17 protein-coding genes are annotated in these 17,870 nt (G+C 72.2%); 4 read left to right on the top strand and 13 right to left on the bottom strand.

The window, feature by feature from the left end; all coding sequences use genetic code 11:
* Positions 1-196: 196 nt before the first annotated feature.
* The 10 genes from U5911_RS13830 to U5911_RS13785 form a co-directional block, all read right to left on the bottom strand.
* Positions 197-1,066 (bottom strand): CheF family chemotaxis protein, encoded by an 870-nt coding sequence (locus U5911_RS13830; RefSeq protein WP_336037631.1) that lies wholly within the window; start codon positions 1,064-1,066, stop codon positions 197-199.
* A gap of 94 nt (positions 1,067-1,160) precedes the next feature.
* Positions 1,161-1,961 carry a CheR family methyltransferase gene (locus U5911_RS13825; protein WP_336037628.1) on the bottom strand — a complete coding sequence of 267 codons (801 nt, stop codon included), beginning with the start codon at positions 1,959-1,961 and terminating at the stop codon, positions 1,161-1,163.
* Positions 1,958-2,446 carry a chemotaxis protein CheD gene (locus tag U5911_RS13820; protein ID WP_336037627.1) on the bottom strand — a complete coding sequence of 163 codons (489 nt, stop codon included), beginning with the start codon at positions 2,444-2,446 and terminating at the stop codon, positions 1,958-1,960. The genes U5911_RS13825 and U5911_RS13820 overlap by 4 nt, the downstream gene beginning before the upstream one ends.
* Positions 2,430-3,638 (bottom strand): chemotaxis protein CheC, encoded by a 1,209-nt coding sequence (locus tag U5911_RS13815; RefSeq protein WP_336037626.1) that lies wholly within the window; start codon positions 3,636-3,638, stop codon positions 2,430-2,432. The genes U5911_RS13820 and U5911_RS13815 overlap by 17 nt, the downstream gene beginning before the upstream one ends.
* Positions 3,638-4,225 (bottom strand): chemotaxis protein CheC, encoded by a 588-nt coding sequence (locus tag U5911_RS13810; protein WP_336037624.1) that lies wholly within the window; start codon positions 4,223-4,225, stop codon positions 3,638-3,640. Before U5911_RS13810 ends, U5911_RS13815 begins: the two co-directional genes overlap by 1 nt.
* A 2-nt stretch (positions 4,226-4,227) precedes the next feature.
* A complete protein-coding gene (gene cheA, locus U5911_RS13805; RefSeq protein ID WP_336037623.1) occupies positions 4,228-6,318 on the bottom strand; it encodes a chemotaxis protein CheA in 2,091 nt (696 codons plus the stop codon).
* Positions 6,318-7,364 carry a chemotaxis protein CheB gene (locus U5911_RS13800; protein ID WP_336037622.1) on the bottom strand — a complete coding sequence of 349 codons (1,047 nt, stop codon included), beginning with the start codon at positions 7,362-7,364 and terminating at the stop codon, positions 6,318-6,320. The genes cheA and U5911_RS13800 overlap by 1 nt, the downstream gene beginning before the upstream one ends.
* Entirely contained in the window at positions 7,361-7,723 is a 363-nt protein-coding gene (cheY, locus tag U5911_RS13795) for a chemotaxis protein CheY (RefSeq protein WP_336037621.1), read from the bottom strand. The genes U5911_RS13800 and cheY overlap by 4 nt, the downstream gene beginning before the upstream one ends.
* 47 nt (positions 7,724-7,770) lie before the next feature.
* Positions 7,771-8,307: a chemotaxis protein CheW gene (locus U5911_RS13790; protein WP_336037620.1), complete on the bottom strand. Its 537-nt coding sequence runs from the start codon at positions 8,305-8,307 to the stop codon at positions 7,771-7,773.
* Between the two features lie 83 nt (positions 8,308-8,390).
* Positions 8,391-9,011, bottom strand: a complete 621-nt coding sequence (locus U5911_RS13785; RefSeq protein WP_336037619.1) for a DUF7500 family protein — start codon at positions 9,009-9,011, stop codon at positions 8,391-8,393.
* A gap of 252 nt (positions 9,012-9,263) precedes the next feature.
* Between U5911_RS13785 and U5911_RS13780 the strand changes: the two genes are divergently transcribed.
* Positions 9,264-10,607, top strand: coding sequence for a S8 family peptidase (locus U5911_RS13780; RefSeq protein ID WP_336037618.1), 1,344 nt, complete (start codon positions 9,264-9,266; stop codon positions 10,605-10,607).
* 69 nt (positions 10,608-10,676) lie between these two features.
* Entirely contained in the window at positions 10,677-11,588 is a 912-nt protein-coding gene (locus U5911_RS13775) for a DUF7544 domain-containing protein (protein WP_336037617.1), read from the top strand.
* Positions 11,589-11,594: 6 nt separating this feature from the next.
* Here the strand turns inward: U5911_RS13775 and U5911_RS13770 are convergent, their stop codons facing one another.
* A complete protein-coding gene (locus U5911_RS13770; protein ID WP_336037616.1) occupies positions 11,595-13,934 on the bottom strand; it encodes a DEAD/DEAH box helicase in 2,340 nt (779 codons plus the stop codon).
* A gap of 192 nt (positions 13,935-14,126) precedes the next feature.
* On the opposite strand from U5911_RS13770, the gene U5911_RS13765 reads away from it, so the two are divergent.
* Entirely contained in the window at positions 14,127-15,245 is a 1,119-nt protein-coding gene (locus U5911_RS13765) for a pyridoxal phosphate-dependent aminotransferase (protein WP_336037615.1), read from the top strand.
* Positions 15,246-15,334: 89 nt separating this feature from the next.
* On the top strand, positions 15,335-15,625 hold the full coding sequence (locus tag U5911_RS13760) for a PRC-barrel domain-containing protein (protein ID WP_336037614.1): 291 nt from the start codon (positions 15,335-15,337) through the stop codon (positions 15,623-15,625).
* A 13-nt stretch (positions 15,626-15,638) separates the two neighbouring features.
* On the opposite strand, the gene U5911_RS13755 is transcribed toward U5911_RS13760, so the two are convergent.
* Both U5911_RS13755 and U5911_RS13750 read right to left on the bottom strand, forming a co-directional pair.
* On the bottom strand, positions 15,639-16,223 hold the full coding sequence (locus U5911_RS13755) for a cyclodeaminase/cyclohydrolase family protein (RefSeq protein WP_336037613.1): 585 nt from the start codon (positions 16,221-16,223) through the stop codon (positions 15,639-15,641).
* Positions 16,220-17,653, bottom strand: a complete 1,434-nt coding sequence (locus tag U5911_RS13750; protein WP_336037612.1) for a trimethylamine methyltransferase family protein — start codon at positions 17,651-17,653, stop codon at positions 16,220-16,222. The genes U5911_RS13755 and U5911_RS13750 overlap by 4 nt, the downstream gene beginning before the upstream one ends.
* Positions 17,654-17,870 lie beyond the last annotated feature (217 nt).

Here is a 17,870-nt window from a genome sequence, read left to right as displayed (position 1 = left end):
GAGTAGCGACCCGGAAGTGCGAGGAGTAGCGACCCGGAAGTGCGAGGAGTAGCGACCCGGAAGTGCGAGGAGTAGCGACCCGGAAGTGCGAGGAGTAGCGACCCGGAAGTGCGAGGAGTAGCGACCCGGAAGTGCGAGGAGTAGCGACCCGGAAGTGCGAGGAGTAGCGACGCGGCGGGGAACGGTCGGTTCGCCCTCAGAAGTTCACGGCCTCGATGTGTTCGCTGACGGCGGCCTGTCCCATCGCGGTGAGGCGGGGGCCGGATTCGTCGTCCGCCACGAGTCCCTTCTCGATGAGGTCGTTCAGGAGGACCGTGAGGCGGCTGGCGTCGAGGCCGAGGACGGTGGCGACGTTGGCGTCCGGGCCGCTGGAGTAGATGGCGACGAGCGCCTCGACCGCTTCCTCGGTGAGGTCGACGTCCGCGAGTTCCTGCTTGAGGTGGGTGTACCGGAGGCGGATGAACCGCCCGAGGAGGTTCATCTTCCGGCCGGAGTCGAGCGCGAGTTCGGTGGTGACCTGCTGGCCGGCGTCGCCGAGGTGGCGGACCGAGAGAATCTTTCGCGTGGTGCCGCCGACGTCGCGGTCGACGCGCTCGAAGTGGGTGACAGTGGAGATGTCCAGGGAGAACCCGGCGTCGCCGCGCACCGCGACCGTGCCCGGGGAGACGGCGAGCGCGCCCGACGCGAACGACTGGTCGGTGACGCGGCCGCCGCGGCGCGCCGGGTGTTTCGCGTACACGGTCGACCCGTTGAGGAGGCCCTTGAACACGAGGACGACGAAGCGCTCGACGGTGTCGCCGGCGCCCTCGATGACGGCGACGCGGCGGTCCCCGTCGCGCTCGTAGGCGACGGTGACCGTGTCGTCGAAGAACTCCGCGAGGTCGCCGGGCGCTGTCTCGTGCTGGACGTCGAAGACGCCGCCCAGGGGGATGGTCGTCGTTTCGTCCCCGGTGGCGAGCACGATGCGGCGCTTGCTCATGACGACGCGGCCGCGCACGGGCTCGGCGTGCGTCGCCGTGTCCGGGACGAACGACGTGACGAAGTCCGCGATGGCTGATTCCGACATCTCTCCCCCGTTCTCGACGCCAACTCGTCTGTGAGGTAGAATAAACGTTACTCCTCGCTCGGCGGAGCCCCCCGCGGTCGTCGCCCCACCGGTGCTACGCCTCTGGCAGCCGCCGGTAGATGCGGATCCGGGGGTCGGCGGCCTCGAAGCGCTCCTTGACGCCGCCGGGCAGCGTCTCGGTCTGCCCGAGGACGAGGTGGCCGCCGGGCCTGATCGAGGAGCTGACTGTCTCCAGGATGGGGCGCTTGTACTGCTTGTCGATGTAGATGCAGACGTTCCGGCAGGCCACCAGGTCGAAGCCGGACTTTGGGTCGCCGGTGATGAGGTCGTGGCGTTCGAACGTCACGAGGTCTCTGACGTGGTCGGCGACGACGAAGCCGCGGTCGCCGCGCTCCTCGACGTACGCCATCGGGTCGTCGAGGAAGTCCAGCTGGTCGCGGATGTCGGCGGTCCGCGTGCTCTCGTAGTAGCCGCGCCGAGCGCGCTCGAGGGCGTCCTCGTCGATGTCCGTCGCGAGGATGTCGACGTCCCGCGCGGGGATGCCGGCGTCCAGCGCGAGCATCGCGATGGAGTACGGTTCGCGGCCGTCCGCGCACGCGGCCGACCACACGGAGACCCGCCCGTCCGCGGCTTCCTCGACGAGGACGTCCCGGAGCGCGGTCCAGACCTTCGCGTCGCGGAAGAACTGGGTGACGTTCACGCTGAGCGTGTCCAGGAGTTCGGCGCGTTCCTCGTCGTCCTCGCGGAGCACGTCGAGGTACTCGGCGTACGAGTCCGCGCCGCGGCGCCGCATGCGCGCGGAGACGCGGCGGTCCAGGTAGGCGTCGTCGTAGTAGCTGCTCGCGAAGTCCGTCTCGGCCTCGACGAACGCCAGCAGGTCCTCGAACGAGCTCATATCGTCTCCACCTCGCTGTCGACGCGTGATATCTGCAGGTCGCCGCTCGCCGGGGAAAAGGACACCGACCTGCCGCTGTGCCCGCCGGTCTCGGCGGCGACCAGCGGCACGCCGGCGTCCTCGAGCACGCGCCGCGCCGCCTCGACGTTCCGCTGGCCGATGGCGCCGCCGACGGAGATGTCGAGCATCGCGGAGCCGCCGACGACCTTCGCGGCGACCCGGTCGGGGCTGGCGCCGCGTCGGTAGAGCGCGGACAGCAGCTCGTCGAGGCCGGCGTCGACGTACTTCGCGGGCGTCTCGACGGGCGACGGCGCCTCCGGGAGCATCGCGTGCAACAGCCCGCCGACCGCCCTCTCCGGGTCGTAGACGCCGACCGCGACGCAGGACCCGAGTCCGCTCGTGACGAGCGCGGCCTCGCCCTCCGCCACCCGCCAGTCGGCGACGCTGACCCGGACCTTCTGCGCGCCGCTATTCACGTCCGTCACCCCGGTCTCCGGACGCGTCCTCCGGCGGGAAGTCGGGCTGGTCGCTGCCGGCGTGGCTGTCGGTGGTCTCACCGTCGGCGAGTGCGTCGGCGACCTCGCCGAGCGCGTCGACGTCCCGGGGGCTCGGGAACGCGCAGACGCGGCACGTCAGGTCGGCCCCGAGCGCGACGGTGGCGTCCACGACGGTGACCGCGTCCGCTTGCCGGCCGTACGCGGCCGCCACCGTGTCCAGGACCGCGCGGCCGTCGTCGCGGACGTGCGAGGGCGTCGAGACGTCGATGGTGGTGTCGACGGCGTTCGCCCAGCCGTCGACGACGCCGCTGGCCGCGACGTTCCCGAGTTCCGCGACCGCGCTCTCGGCGATCGCTGGGTCGTAGTCGTCCCCGGGGAGGACCGCGTCCGCGACGACGCCCGGTTCGCGCTCGTCGAACAGCACCGCGACGACGGCGTCGACGGCGCCCTCGGTTTCGAACACCGCGCCCTCGTAGGCGTCGTCGTCGAGCAGGGCGGGCACGCGCTGCACGGGCACGAAGCCGAGGTGGGACTCGACGCCGTCCGGGTCGAGGCCGGTCATCACGGCGAGGTGGTCGGCGACGGCGGCGGCGCTCTCCGCGGTCAACTGGGCGTACGCCGCGAACCGCTCGGCGGACGGCGCGTCGGCCCCGCCGTCGAGGTACGCGAGGAACGGGTCGACGTCCGGGAGGACGGCGAACTGGCACGCGCCGTCGACGTCCGCGAGCGCGACGCGGCTCTCGAAGACGAACGCGGCGCCGTCGGCGACCGCCGCGTCGTCGACCACGGCCGCCGGGTCCGCGACCGTCTCCGGCGGGTCGACGTCGATGGTGCCGTCGACCTGCTCGGCCCAGGCGTCGACGAAGCCGCTGGTCAGGATGTTCGCGACCTCCGGGAGCGCGCCGTCGCCCGTGCCGAGCGCGTCGGCGACGCGGGCCGCGAACGACCGCTCGTAGGAGACGACCGCTCGCCCGGAGAGCGCGCCGTCGAACGGCACCGCGATGCGAGTGGCCGCGTCCCCGAGGAACGCCGACAGCCCGTCGGCGTCGACGAGCGTCACGCGCGTCAGGTCGCAGTACGCCGGCACGCCCGTCAGTGCCTCCAGGGAGTCGGCCGCGCGGCCGCCGCCGCGGTCGCCGGTCCGGCCGAACGCCGCCAGCGAGTCGAGGGCCACCCGCATCAGATGTCGTTGATCATCGAGACGAACTCCTCGACGTCCGGGAACGAGTAGATCTTCGCCTCAACGTCCGCGTCCGGCGCGTGCAGCGTCGCGTCGAACACCATCGCGATCTCGTGGTCGTTCGGTTCGACGCAGTGCGCGACGATGTCGTCGCCGGCCGCCCGGAAGAGGTTCGGCGTGGAGATGTCGATGGTGCGCCCGAGGACGTTCGCCCAGCCGTCGATGAACCCGCTGGTCATGATGTTCCCGACCTCCTTGATGGCCGAGCGCTCCATGTCGCTGTACGCGCCGCCGTCGCTGTCCACGCCGCCCATCATCGTGGACGCGACGCGGCGCGCGCTCCGGTCGTCGAACAGCACCAGCACGGAGCCGTAGGGCTCCTCGAGCAGCGGCACGTTCACGCCGACCTGCTTCTCGGCGCCGAGGTGCTCGGCGAGGTCCTCGACGTCGAGGACGTTGATCTTCGTGATCTGCATCTCCGTGTCCACGCCCGTCAGCTGGCTGAGGTTGTCCGCGACCGTGGTCGCGCCCTCGCGTGCGAGCTTGTTCACCGTCTGCAGGCGCCGGATGTCGATCATCGTGCTCATGCTTACAGGGTGGAGACGTCCAGGATGGTGACCACGTCGCCCTCGCCGAGCACGGCCGCGCCGGACAGCCCCGGGATGCCCGAGAGGATGCCCTCGAAGGGCTTGACGACGACCTCCTCCTGGCCGCGGACGTCGTCGCAGTGCAGCGCGACCTGGCGCTCCGTGTCCCGGACGCGGACGAGCATGCCGTCGCCGTTCCTCGTCTCCCCGGGGACGTTCAGGGCGTCGCCCAGCCGGATCAGTGGGTAGACCGTCTCGTCGTACGTTACGACCTCCTCGCCGTCGACGGTCTGCACCGACGTCATCCGCGAGATCTCGTCGACGGTCTTGATGGGGATGCCGTACTCCTCGCCGCCGCTCTCCACGAACAGCACCTTCACGATGGCGACCGTGACCGGCAGCGTCATCGTGAACGTCGTGCCCTCGCCGGGGACGCTGGAGACGGCGACGGAGCCGTCGAGGCGCGTCACCGTGTCGCGGACGACGTCCATGCCGACGCCGCGGCCCGAGACGTCCGTGACCTCGTCGTTCGTGGAGAACCCCGGGTGGAAGACGAGGTCCTCGACCGCCGCGTCGTCGAGTTCCTCGGCCTCCTCGCGGCTCAGCACGCCCTTCTCGACGGCCTTCTCGCGGACGCGCTCGCGGTCGATGCCGCCGCCGTCGTCCCGGACCTCGATGACGACCTGGTCGCGGTTGCGCTCCGCGGAGAGGGTCACCGTCCCCTCCGGGTCCTTGCCGTTCGCCTCGCGCACCTCGGGGTCCTCGATGCCGTGGTCGACGGCGTTCCGCAGCAGGTGCATCAGGGGGTCGCTGATCTCCGTGAGGATGGTGCGGTCGAGTTCGACGTCGTCGCCCTCCACGACGAAGTCGATCTCCTTGCCCTGCTCGCGCGCGAGGTCGCGGACGAGCCGCGGGAACTTCCCGACGATCTTCTGCATCGGGACCAGCCGCATGTCCATCACGGTGTCCTGGAGGCTCCCCGAGATCTTGTCGAGCTCGTCGAGCTCGTCTTCGACCTGCCGCGTGCTGTCCTCGACGCCGCGTCGCAGCTTGATGCGCGTGGTGACGAGCTGTTCGACGAGCCCGTGGAGCTCGTCGAGCCGGTCGACGTCGACGCGCACGGACTGGATCTCGGTGTCCGTCGAGGCGACCGCGGAACTCCCGTCCGCGCCGCCGCCACTACTGCCGCCGGACGCACTCACGCTACCGCCGTCGCCACCGCCGGCCGTCTGCTCGTCGCTCTCGGCCGTCCCCTCGTCGGCGACCGTCTCGGCTTCGCCGTCGTCCGTGTCGCCGTCGCCGCGCTCGCTGCTGGACTGCTCGCCGTCGTCGCGCTCGCTCTCGCCGCCCGCACTGACCTCGGCGCCGTCCAGTTCGGCGACGGTGGCGTCGTCCAGTTTCGGGAAGCCGCGGACGGTCGCGGCGACGTCGTCGACCTCGCCGGCGACCACGAGGTCGAAGCCCTCGTCGTAGTCGCCGTCGTTGATGGCGTCCGGGCCCGGCGCCGTGCCGAGCAGGTCGAACGCCTCCTCGGCGGCCTCCAGGACGAACATGCCGTCGACGCCCTTCATCTGGGAGCCCGCCATCGAGACGCGGACGTGGAAGACGGGGTCGTCGACGCTCGCGACGGTCTCGCGGTCGACGACCGCGTACGGGTCGACGCCCGCCGCGCCGCCGCGCTCCGCGTCGTCGGCCGGTTGGTCGCCGGCACCGGCCTCGCCTTCGTCGAGGACGGCGCGGACGCGCTCGACCGTTCCGGAGACGTCGCGCTGGACGTCGCCGGTCGCCTCGATCTCGTCGAGGCAGGCCTCGATCTCGTCGACGCCCTCGAAGATGCGGTCCATGCGGTCGCCCGTGACCTCGAGGTCGCCCTGGCGCATCGCGTCCAGGAGGTCCTCGACGGCGTGCGCGAGGTCGCTTGCGTCCTCGAAGCCCATCGCGCCGAAGTTCCCCTTGAGGGTGTGGGCGGTGCGGAAGATGGCGTCCATCGCCGCCTCGTCGTCCGGGTCGGACTCCAGTTCGAGCAGCGCGTTGTTCAGTCTCGTGACGTGTTCTTCGCCCTCGCGAACGAACGCTTCCAGGTAGTCGTCCATCAGGAACTCCTCCGTATCGAGTCGGTGATCGCTTCGGTCAGCCGGTCGGCGGGCAGCACGTCGTCGACGCAGCCGGTCTCGATGGCGCGCTGCGGGATGCCGAACACGGCGCTGGTCTCCTCGTCCTGGGCGAGCGTCGTGCCGCCCGCCTCCTTCACGGCCTCCACGCCGGCCGCGCCGTCGGTCCCCATGCCGGTGAGGACGGCCGCGACCAGCGGGTCGGTGACGCGGTCCGCCGCCGACTCCATCGTCACGTCGATGGCGGGCCGGACGCTGTGCTTCCGCTCGTTCTGGTCGAGGCGGACGCGGAGGCGCCCCCTCGAGTAGCCGGCGACGCGCATGTGGTAGTCGCCGCGCGCGACCAGTCCCTCGCCGCCGCCGATGCGCGCGCCGTCCTCGGCCTCCGCGATGTCGTACTCGCTGGCGTGATCGAGGCGCCTCGCGAACCGACTGGTGAACTGTGCCGGCATGTGCTGGACGACCAGCACGCGGAAGTCGGCCGCGCGCGGCAGCGAGCCGAGAATCGACTCCACGACGTTCGGGCCGCCCGTCGACGCGCCGATGAGCAGCGTCGGGTGGTCGACGAACGCCTCGTCGTCGACGGCGTCGCCGGACGTCGACGCGGTCTGCTCGACGCCGTGGCCTGCGGTCGGGTCGGCCGCCGCGACGTCCTCGACCGCGGCGACCAGTTCCTCGCTGTGGCCGGACAGCTCCGTGGAGATGGTGCCGCCGGGCTTCGCGAACGTGTCCACGGCGCCCTTCTCCATCGCCTCCAGGGTGGCGTCGGCGTCCTCCGTCGTGAGCGCCGACAGCATCAGCACCGGCACCGGGTGGCGGTCCATGATCTCCTCGACGGCCTCGATGCCGTCCATCTCCGGCATCTCGACGTCCATCGTCACCACGTCCGGGTCGAGGCGCTCGACGGCCTCGACGGCCTCCCTGCCGTTCCCGGCGGTGTCCACGACGTCGACGCCGCCGTCCGCGAGGATGTCGCTGATGACCGTCCGCATGAAGTGCGAGTCGTCGACCACCAGCGCCTCGGTCATGCCGCCAGGACGTCGGAGATGGCGTCCATCACGCTGGGCTTCTGGAACGGCTTCGTGATGTAGCCGTCCGCGCCGGCCTTCACGGCCTTCTTCATCTTCTCCTCCTGGCCGATGCTCGTGCACATGATGACGTGGGCGCCCGGGTCGTGGTCCTTGATCTCGGCGGTCGCCTCGATGCCGTCCCGGATCGGCATCACGATGTCCATCATCACGAGGTCGGGGTCGTACTCCCGGTACATCTCGACGGCTTCCACCCCGTTCTCGGCCTCGTCGACGATCTCGAACTCCTCCTCGAGGATCTCGCGGAGCAGATTCCGCATAAACTCCGAGTCGTCCACCAGTAGGACCTGCTTCGCCATGCTACGGGCGTTCGGGGAAGGGGCTAATAAAGTCTCGTCGCCGATTATCAGCGCTGATTGTCGCCGCCGTCGCCGACCGCGTCGACGAGGCGCTCGATGTCCAGCCAGAGCACGAGGTCGACGGCGGCGTCCTCGACGGCCTCGTCCTCGTCGACGCCCTCGGGGAGCTTCCGGATGACGCCCTTCACGAGGTCGCGCTCGACGGCGGACGTGCCGATGCGCTCGACCGCGTCGCCGCGGTCGACCTGCGCCTCGGGGTAGCCCGAGACCTCGGTGACCTCCGCGACCCGGAGCCCGATCTTCTGCTTGTCGTCGGCGCGGTCGAGCACGAGGATGTTGTCGGAGGCGAGGTCGCCGCCGATGGCGAGGAACTCCCGGGGGTCGACGATTGCCGTGGTCTCCCCGCGGAGGTCCATCACGCCCTCGACGGCGTCCGGGGCGCGCGGCACTCGCGTCACCTGCTTGGACTCGACGATGCTGTCGACGGCGTCGATGTCGATGGCGCAGACCTCGTCGCCGAGCTCGAACTCGACGACGTGGGCGGCGTTCTGGACGACGCCGCCGGCCTCCTCGAGGTTCATCATGCCCGACGAACGGACAACCACGGCCAAGAAGCTTTCGCGGCGGTTATCAGCCGCGACAATCAGCCGGTCCGACCGGGCCTGCCCTACCGGTCGGGGAACGCGAGGCCGCCGTCCTCCGAGACGGCGGCGACGAGGTCGGAAACGGAGTCGTTCGGGCCGATGTCGTTGGCCTCCAGGTACGCGACGAGGCGCTCGGTCGGGTACCTGACCTGGACGCTGGACTCCGAGAGGAGGATGCCGAGCGCCTCGTCGACGGGCGTGCCGGCGGCGACCTGCTGGGCGTACCAGACGAGCAGGCCGTCGAACGCGGCGCCGATGTCGTCGGTCGCGAGCTCCTGGTGGGCGACGGTGTCCCCGGACTTCGCGGCGATGCGGTACGCGTAGGCGGCGTCGTGGTCGGCGAGTTCGTCGCGGAGCCACCGCTTGACGTCGCGACCGGTGGTCTCCGGGTCGGAGCCCGACCCGGTGTCGGGGTCGGCTTCGTCCGCCGCCGAACCGGCCGCGGTGTCCCCGTCGGCGTCGCCACCACCGTCACCGCCACCGCTCTCGGCGTCCCGCTGGGGGTCCGGCGCGTCGGGTTCGCGGTCGGCGCCGATGACGTAGCGGTCGTCGCCGATGGCCGCGACCTCCTCGCGGGCCTCGATGTCGAGTTCGTCCGGCGAGAGCACGTCGCCCTCCCGGTCCGGGTCGCCGCCCTGAGCCATGCGTGAGCGTTGACGGCCGCGAGTATAAAGTCTGTCGCGGGTCTGTCTCGGCTCCGTGCGGGCGACGCGACAACTGGTGGGGAGAGGGTCCGTCGCTACTGGTGGGGAGAGGGTCCGTCGCTACTGGTGGGGAGAGGGTCCGTCACGGTCGACCGGAGCGAGACTCCGTCGCGGTCGACCGCGAAAAGATATTCTCACGGCACTTTTAGGAGGCAAATTTTAATACTCGTACGATAACACGATGTGACTGTCATGGTGAGACACACCAGGCGCACGTTCCTGAAGGTGAGCGGGTCCCTGCTGGGGGGAGTCGCCGTCGGGTCGACGGTCACCGCGGCCGAGTCCGCGGAGCGGTTCCTCGTCGACACGAAGCGGGGGTCCGCCGGGCGGCTCGAGCGGAGCGACCTCGCGGTCGTCCACGACCTCCCGGAGGTCGACCTCGCGGTCGTCGAGGGGAGCGAGTCGGCGCTGGCGGACTCGAAGTTCGACTACGCGCCGGACACGACGTACGAACTCGACCTCCCCGTCGACGACGCGCCCGTCGAGGCCGAGGAGAGCGCGACCGACGAACCCCTGTACCCGCTCCAGTGGGACAAGCACGTCCAGGGCGTCCCGGACGTCCACGAGACCACGCGCGGCGAGGGGACGCGCGTGGCAATCGTCGACACCGGCGTGGCGGCCGGCCATCCCGACCTCGCGCACGCCGTCGACGAGGACCGCTCGCGGGACTTCACGGGCGACGGCTACGGCAGCGGCGGTCCGTACGGCGGCTACCACGGGACGCACGTCGCCGGCATCGTCGCGGCCAGCGACGAGAACGAGGCCGGCGTCGTCGGCACCGCGCCCGGCACGGAGATCGTCGACTGCCGCGTGTTCTCGCAGACCGGGAGCGCGTCGTTCGCGGACATGATGGCGGCGCTCGTCTACAGCGCGCGCATCGAGTGCGACGCCGTCAACATGAGCATCGGCGCGTACCCCGTCTCCCGGGCGGGCCTCGGGTCGTTCTACGGGAAGGTCCTCAACCGCACGACGACGTACGCGAACAGACAGGGGACGCTGCTGGTGGTCTCGGCCGGCAACGACGCCGCCGACCTCCAGCACGACGGCCCGGTCGTCAGCCTCCCGAACGAGGCCGCCCAGGCGCTGTCCGTCAGCGCGACCGGCCCAATCGGCTTCCAGTGGGGCGAGGAGGGGCTCGAAGACGGGCCGCGGAGCCCGGCGTACTACACGAACTACGGCACGAACGCGGTCGACCTCGCCGCACCGGGCGGCGACGTCGACCTCGAGGCCGCCGCGGAAGACGAGGTTCCCTGGTACTACGACCTCGTGCTGAACACCGTCGCCGAACCGGAGTTCAGCGACGACGGCGAGTACCTCGGTGCAATTTACGACTACAACTGGGTCGCCGGCACGTCGATGGCGGCGCCGCAGGTCGCCGGCGCCGTCGCGCTCGTGAAGAGCGTGGCGCCTGACCTGAACGCGAACCAGGTCGAGAGCGTCCTCGAGCGCACCGCCGACGTTCCGGACGGCTACGACAAGACGTACTACGGGAGCGGGTTCCTGAACCCGCTGGCTGCCGTCGAGGACGTCGAGTAGCCCGCCGACTGCTCCGCGTCGCCGACTGCCACACGCACTTTTTTCGCGGCAGGTGTCGAACGGTATGACATGTCGTGGTACGCAGTCGACGCCCTGGAAGACGCCCTGGACGAGGCACGCGCCCTCCTGTTGCCGTTCGACGCCGGCGTCTGGGTCCGGCTGGCCGTGGTCGCGCTGTTCGCCGGCCTGTCGCCGCCGCAGACGCCGACCGTGTCCGTCGACGCGCCGCCGCAGGCGGTCCTCGAGTACGGCCGCGAGGTGACCGACCCGGCGTTCCTCGCGGCGGCGCTCGCGCTGGTCGCCGCCGTCGCGGTGGTCGGACTGGCGTTCGCCGCAGTCGGGTCCGTGATGGAGTTCGTGCTCGTGGACGCGCTGCGGTCGCGGGACGTGCGAATCCGCGAGCCGTTCGGCGCGCGACTCGGCGCGGGCCTCCGGCTGTTCGGCTTCCGGATCCTGGTCGGCGTGGCGGTCCTGCTCGCCGTCCTCGGGGTCGCCGTCCCGGCCTGGCTGGCCGCCGTCACGGGGACGCCGCTGCCGCTGCTCGCGCTGGTCGTGACCGTGCCGCTGGTCGTCGTCGCCGGCCTCGCGGCGGCGGTCGTCCTGGAGTTCACGACGGCGTTCGTCGTGCCGCTGATGGCCGAGCACGGCGGCGGCGTGCTGGCGACGTGGCGCGAGCTCGCGCCCACGTTGCGCGCCGAGTGGCGGCAGTTCGGCGTTTACGCGCTCGTGAAGCTCGTGTTGCTGTTCGGCGCCAGCCTCGTGTTCGGCATCGCGGCCGCCGTCGTCGCCGTGCCCGTCGGCCTGTTCGTCGTGCTCGGCGCGCTCAACCCGCTCGCGTTCCTCGCGGTCGCGGCCGCCGTCGTCGTCGGCGTAGCGGTGCTCGCCGCCGTCAGCGTCCCCGTGGTGACGTTCGTCCGGTACCACTCGCTGTGCACGCTCGACGCCTCGGGCGCGGACTTCGCGCTGCGCCGAACGCGCTAGCCCGCCTCACTCTCCGGTGAGCGCGGCGAGCAACTCGATGGCGAGGCCCTTGTCGAGCGGGTCGTTGGCGTTCCCGCACTGGGGGGACTGCACGCACGCCGGACACCCCGACTCGCAGTCGCAGGCCCGGAGCATCGCGAGCGTGCGCTCGGCGAGGACGGCGACCTCGTCGAAGCCGGCGCGCGCGAGGCCGACGCCGCCCGGGTAGCCGTCGTAGACGAAGACCGTGGGCCGGCCCGTGTGCGGGTGGACGGGCGTCGACAGGCCGCCGACGTCGCCGCGGTCGCAGAGGAGCGCCGTGGGGAACATCGAGATCATCGCGTGCTCGGCGGCGTGGATGGCGCCCGGGAGGTCGCCGCCCTCGCGGAGCGCCGTCTCGACGTCCGGCGGCACGGTGAAGTAGAGCGCGCGCGTCTCCAGGGTCTGCGGCGGCAGGTCGACGGACATCGTGCCCAGCGACTCGCCGCGCTGGGGGTCGCGGCGCTCGTAGCCCGTGACCTGCTCGGTGAGCGTGACGGCCGCGAACCGCACCGGGACGTCGTCGCGGGCCAGCGGCGCGCGCTCCGCGCGGTCCTCGCGGACCGCCAGCTGCTTGTCCGTGAGGACGCGCGTGTAGTGGTCCGCCCACGTCGGCTGGAGGGTCGCGACGCGGCGTTCGAGGTCGAGGTCCGTGACCTCGTAGCGCTGGCCCTGGTGGTGGTAGACGGCGCCCGGGTGGGCGTCCCGGAGCGCGTCCGCGAACTGCAGCGACGCGACGGCGTCCCCCGAGGGGTCGAGCAACTGGACCTCGCGGTCGTCGATGGAGCGCAGGCTCAGCTCGTGCTGGGGGCTGCCGTCGCCGGCGTACGTCCACCGCGTCCCGTATTCGGTGTCGCGGCGCTCCAGCAGACCCCGGCGTTCGAGTGCGTCCACGCGCTCGTCGAACCGCGGGAAGTAGTCGGCGTCCCCGGGGGACAGCCAGTTCTCGCGCGCGGCGCTCTGGAGGTGGGGGTCGAGGAGGTGCTCGTTCGCCGGGTCGACGATTGCGTCCTCCGGGTCGCCGGCGAACAGCGCCTCGGGGTGGGCCATCACGTACTGGTCGAGCTGGTCCTCGCCGGCGACGAGGACCACGGCGGCCGGGTCGGTGCCGCGGCCGGCGCGGCCCGCTCGCTGGAACGTGTTCATCCGCGTGCCCGGGTAGCCGTCCAGGAGGACGGCGTCGAGGCCGCCGACGTCGACGCCGAGTTCGAGCGCGCTCGTCGTCCAGACGCCGCGCAGGCTGCCGTCGTGCAGGTCGGCCTCGAGGCCGCGCCGCCGGTCGTCGGTGAGCGCCGCCTGGTAGGCCGCGATCCGGTCCGCGAACTCGCGCTCGCAGCGCTCGCGGAGGTCGTCGGCGGACGCGGTGGCGTTCCGCTCGGCGCCCTGCCGGGAGCGCGTGAACGCGAGCGTCTGGTGGCCCGCCGTCACGAGGTCGGCCATCAGCCGCCGCGTCTCGACGTGGTTCGACCGGCGCCGCCCCTCGCCGCCGGACTGCTCGGGCGGGTTCCACAGCACCCAGTGGCGCGGCCCGCGCTCGCTCGCGTCCTCGTCGACGAGCGCGAACCCGTCGGCCGGCCGGCCGGTGACCCGGGCCGCGTGCTCGACGGGGTTCCCGATGGTCGCCGAACAGCAGACGAACTGGGGGTCGTCTTCCCCCGACGGTCGGCGCCCTCCGGACCCGGCACCGCCGCCGAACCGCTCGCAGACCCGCCTGAGTCGCCGCAGGACGTGCGCGACGTGGCCGCCGAAGACGCCGCGGTACTCGTGGACCTCGTCGAGGACGACCGTCTCCAGGCCCGAGAAGAACCACTCCCAGAGCCGGTGGGCGTGCGGCAGGAGCGCGTAGTGCAGCATCTCGGGGTTCGTCAGGAGGACGGTCGGCCGGCGGTCGCGCACGCCGCGCTTCTCGGACTGCGAGAGGCGGCCGGTGTACGTCTCGACGGAGACGCGGCTGCCGAACCCGAGGTCGGCGGCGAGGTCGGAGAGCGTGTCGTGCTGGTCGGCGACGAGGGCGTTCTGGGGCGCGACGTAGAGCGTGCGGCCGCCGCGGTCCATCGCGCGCTCGAACGCCGGCACGGTGTACGCGAGGCTCTTCCCGCTCGCCGTCGGCGTCGCGAGCACGACGTCGTCGCCGTCCCGGACCGCTTCGACGGCGTCGGCCTGGTGGTCGTAGAGGGCGTCGATGCCGCGGTCGGCGAGCGCCGACTCGAGGCGCTCCTCGACGTCGACGTCCCGGGTGCTGGCCTCGCGGCCGGGGAGCGTGCGGTCGTCGACGACCTGGCCCGCGTAGTGGGGGCGGTCGCGCAGCCAGTCGGCGAAGTCGTCCACGCAGGCGAGTGCGTGCCGCTTCGCCTAACGGCTTCCGGTGGCCGACTGACATCGACTCCGGTGGCCGACTGACATCGACTCCGGTGGCCGACTGACATCGACTCCGGTGGCCGACGAACTGCGGAAGAGGGCACGGGACGCGTCCGCCGGCGAGCGACAACTACTTTCCCGCCGGCGCGCGGACTCGCAGCCATGTTCCCGCGGCTGGAGTACCTCGAGTGGATTTCCGGGCGGCCGGAGGTCGCGCTGTACGACCTCGGGTCCAGCGACCTGCGCGGCGACCGCGACCACGAGCCCGAGGCGGTGCCCGGGCCGCTGGCGGGCCTGGACGACCCGCCGCGCGGCGCGACCCTGGAGACGATGATCGCCGGCGAGTACGGCGTCGAACCCGAGCAGGTGCTCGTGACCGCCGGCGCGACGATGGCGAACGCCGTCGCGGCCGCGACCGCGCTCGACCGCGCGGAGCCCGAGAACGACGAGGGGACGGACGGCGAGGGGGCGGCCGCCTCGCACGTGCTCGTCGAGAAACCCGGGTACGAGCCGCTCGTGAAGACGCCGGCCGCGTTCGGCGCGTCCGTCGACCGGTTCCTGCGCGGCGACGACTACGGGCTCGCCGTCGACCGCGTCGAGAACGCGCTCGTCGACGCGACGGCGCTCGTGACCGTGACGAACCGCCACAACCCCAGCGGCGTGCGCGCCGACCGCGAGACGCTCGCCGACCTCGCCGGCGTCGTCGCGGACGCCGACGCCCGCCTGCTCGTCGACGAGGTGTACGCGCCCTTCGGGACCGGCGACCGCGAGGGCGCGTTCGGCGGTCCGACCGCCGCCGGCCTCGAGCGGGCCGTGGTGACGAACTCGCTGACGAAGTACTGGGGGCTGGGCGACCTCCGCGTCGGGTGGCTGGTCGCCGACGAGGCGTTCGTCGACCACGCGCGTTCGGTCGCCCACCACTTCGCGGCCGTCGCTGGGCCCAGTCGCGCTCTCGGGCGGCGCGCGCTCCACAACGCCGACCACCTCGACGCGCGCGCCAGCGGGCTCGTCGAGGACAACCACGCGCTCCTCCGGGAGTTCCTGGACGCGCGCGACGACGTCGAGGGGTTCGTCTCCGAGGGCTGCACGTACGCGTTCCTCGACCCCGAGCACGCGGACGGCGACGAGCTCGCGGCGGACGCCTGGGAGGAGGGACTGCTCGTCGTCCCCGGTCGGTTCTTCGACGACGACGGCCGCGTGCGCGTGAGCCTCGGCCGCAGCCCCGCGGAGGTCGCGCCCGCGCTCGACGCGCTCGGCGACCTGCTCGACCGGTACGCCTGAGGGGGCGTCGGGCCGACCGCGAGGCCGGCGTCGGACGCCCGCGGGACGTAGCTCGAACACTTAAGGGGCACCGCGACAATCACGACGACATGGACTCCGAAGCAGACGAGATCACCTCGCTGGTCGGCCGCGAGGTGTACTCCAACAACGGCGTCTTCGTGGGGGAAGTCGAGGACGTCCGCCTGAACCTCGACACCGAAGTGGTCAACGGCCTCGCGCTCAGCGAACTCAACCCCGACCTGTTCGCCGCGGAAGCGACCGGCGAGAAGGGCGTCATCATCCCGTACCGCTGGGTCCGCGCCGTCGGCGACGTCGTCCTCATCAACGACGTCGTGGAGCGCTACGAGTCGAGCGACGAGGAGACAGAAGTCGCTGCGTAGCCCGGCCCGCCAGTCACTCCGCGTCGAGGGCGGCGAGCACGGCGTCGAACACGCGTTCGCCGTCGACGGCCAGCGACTCGCAGCGCGCGGTCACCTCGTCGACGTAGTCGTCGTCGGCGACCAGCCCTTCGTTCGACCGGACGGTGAACACCGACGCGTCCAGCGCCGCCCGCGCGTGGTGTGCGCCGATGGCAGCGTCGGCGGCGGCGGGCCCGACGCCGTCCTCGGTGACGACAACCGCCGCCTCCAGGACCGTCAGCGCGGCCTCGGCCGTCGCGAGCGGGACGCCGAGCGCGCGCTTCGCCGCGGCGTCGCCGCCGGGCCCCTCGGCCTCCCGGCCGAACAGCTCGTCGACGACCGCCGCGTCCGCGTCCGCGAGCGCCAGCAGGCGCTCGCGCTGCCCCGCGAGCGTCTCCCGGGCGTCCCCCATCGCCGTCGCCGCGTCGCCGTCGCGCGCGTCGGCGTGGATGCAGGCCATCTCGCACAGCGACGCGCCGACCGCGCCGACGACCGCGGTCGCCGAGCCGCCGGCCGGCGTCACGCGCTCGGAGGCGATGCCGTCGAGGAACTCCGCGAGCGTCAGCGCGTCGACGTTCATGGGTGGGAAGCGACGAAGGACTCGAGCTCCCGCCGGGCGTCGCCGTCCATCGGCGGCTCGCTGTAGTCGTCGAGGCGGTCCGCGACGCGTTCGCGGCCGAGTTCGAACGCGGACTTCCGGTCGTCGGTCGCCCAGTCGTCGTGGGCGCGCTTGTCCACGACCGCTGCCTGGTGGAAGGAACCGGCGCCGTCGCCGGCGCCGTCGACGAAGTGGCCGCCCGGGTCGGTCGCCGCGATGCGGTCCAGCGAGACGTCCGCGTCCGCCGTCGAGACGCCGGCGCGGAGGCGGTCGAGTGCGCGCAGCGCCTCGCAGTCGAGGACGAACTTCTCCGGTGAGACCGCCGAGTACGACTCGAGGACGCCGGCCGCGTTCAGCACGAAGTCGACGCCGCTGAACGCCGTCACGGCGTTGACGAGCGTCGACTCGAAGCCGCTCTGGTAGTCGACGAGCTTGGCGTCCGAGAGCCCGCCGCCGCCGCGGGACGGCAGCCCGTAGTGGCGGGCGAGCTGTGCGGCGAACGCCGCGAACAGCGCGGACTCGGGGCCGCCGATGGAAAGCGACCCGTACCGGCTGTCGACGCTCGCGGACGGGACGCCGTAGACGACCGGCGTCCCGGGGTTCGCGAGCTGTGCGAGCGTCGCGGCGACCAGCGTCTCGGCGTTCGCCTGCGCGAGCGCCGCTGGCAGCGACGGCGGCGCGGACGCGCCCGCCATCGTGAACGAGGAGACGACGAGCGGCTGGCCGTGGTCGGCGTACGTCAGGAGGCCGCCGAGGTTGTCGGCGTCGATGCGCCGCGGCGGCACGGTGTTGACGAGGCCGGCGACCGTCGGCTCGGAGAGCCCGGCGCCGTCGGTCGCGATGGCGACCGCCTCCATGCAGGCCTCGGCGGCGTCGCTGCCGTGCGTCGGCCCCATCACGGGCTTGTCCGTGAGGACGAGCGAGCGCTCCAGCATCGCGAGGTGTCGGTCCTCGCGCGGGACGTCGGTCGGCTCGCAGAGGTTGTAGCCGGCGCACGTGATGGCGTCCTCGGCGTGCGCGAGTTTCACGAGCGTCTCGTAGTCGGCCAGCGACGCGTCCCGGCGCCCGCCCGCTGCGGTCCGGACGCGGGACGGACCGAACCCCGGCGAGCGCACCGGCGGGGCGTCGCCGCCGACGACGACGTCGTTGTCCGGGTTGCGCGCGTGGAGCGTGAACGTCTCCGGTGCGGCGTCGAGGGCGTCACCGACCACGCCGCGCGGTAGCGTCGCGACGTCGTCGCGGTCGACGCTGCCGCCGTTCTCGACGACCAGTTCGCGCGCCCGCGGGTGGCACAGCTGGATGCCGAGCCGTTCGACGATCTGCATCGACCAGTCGTGGACGGTCCGGACGGCGTCGTCGTCGAGCCACTCCAGGGGGCCGGGCGGCGACGTTGCGGTGTGTGACTCCGCCACGCCTGTGGTGTTCCGCGGTGCGGCACATAAGGGTTCCCGGCAGCCGTCGTCGGCGTCGTCGACGGCCGCGGCCGTGAGGTGGACGCTGGCGGACGACAGGGGTGCTCTCTCGGGTTCCCGGTCGAGGCGCGCCGTCTTCAAGAGTCCACGCGCCTGTCACGTATTGGTTCGGCGGCGGACCCCCTCCCGGCCGACGTGACGGCCTGACCGCGGCGGC

Source organism: Halobacterium yunchengense (assembly GCF_037031165.1).
GTDB lineage: Archaea > Halobacteriota > Halobacteria > Halobacteriales > Halobacteriaceae > Halobacterium > Halobacterium yunchengense.
The sequence above is the reverse complement of the archived record's forward strand: the minus strand, read 5'-3'. Positions and strand labels throughout refer to the sequence as shown.

Excerpts from the sequence above, each read along its gene's own strand:
- U5911_RS13800 (WP_336037622.1), bottom strand. The coding sequence starts at position 7,364 with ATGACCGAGGCGCTGGTGGTCGACGACTCGCACTTCATGCGGACGGTC.
- U5911_RS13815 (WP_336037626.1), bottom strand. The coding sequence starts at position 3,638 with ATGCGGGTGGCCCTCGACTCGCTGGCGGCGTTCGGCCGGACCGGCGAC.
- U5911_RS13760 (WP_336037614.1), top strand. The coding sequence starts at position 15,335 with ATGGACTCCGAAGCAGACGAGATCACCTCGCTGGTCGGCCGCGAGGTG.
- U5911_RS13790 (WP_336037620.1), bottom strand. The coding sequence starts at position 8,307 with ATGATGAACCTCGAGGAGGCCGGCGGCGTCGTCCAGAACGCCGCCCAC.
- cheY (WP_336037621.1), bottom strand. The coding sequence starts at position 7,723 with ATGGCGAAGCAGGTCCTACTGGTGGACGACTCGGAGTTTATGCGGAAT.
- U5911_RS13785 (WP_336037619.1), bottom strand. The coding sequence starts at position 9,011 with ATGGCTCAGGGCGGCGACCCGGACCGGGAGGGCGACGTGCTCTCGCCG.
- U5911_RS13810 (WP_336037624.1), bottom strand. The coding sequence starts at position 4,225 with ATGAGCACGATGATCGACATCCGGCGCCTGCAGACGGTGAACAAGCTC.
- U5911_RS13825 (WP_336037628.1), bottom strand. The coding sequence starts at position 1,961 with ATGAGCTCGTTCGAGGACCTGCTGGCGTTCGTCGAGGCCGAGACGGAC.
- U5911_RS13780 (WP_336037618.1), top strand. The coding sequence starts at position 9,264 with ATGGTGAGACACACCAGGCGCACGTTCCTGAAGGTGAGCGGGTCCCTG.
- U5911_RS13765 (WP_336037615.1), top strand. The coding sequence starts at position 14,127 with ATGTTCCCGCGGCTGGAGTACCTCGAGTGGATTTCCGGGCGGCCGGAG.
- U5911_RS13775 (WP_336037617.1), top strand. The coding sequence starts at position 10,677 with ATGTCGTGGTACGCAGTCGACGCCCTGGAAGACGCCCTGGACGAGGCA.
- U5911_RS13755 (WP_336037613.1), bottom strand. The coding sequence starts at position 16,223 with ATGAACGTCGACGCGCTGACGCTCGCGGAGTTCCTCGACGGCATCGCC.
- cheA (WP_336037623.1), bottom strand. The coding sequence starts at position 6,318 with ATGGACGACTACCTGGAAGCGTTCGTTCGCGAGGGCGAAGAACACGTC.
- U5911_RS13830 (WP_336037631.1), bottom strand. The coding sequence starts at position 1,066 with ATGTCGGAATCAGCCATCGCGGACTTCGTCACGTCGTTCGTCCCGGAC.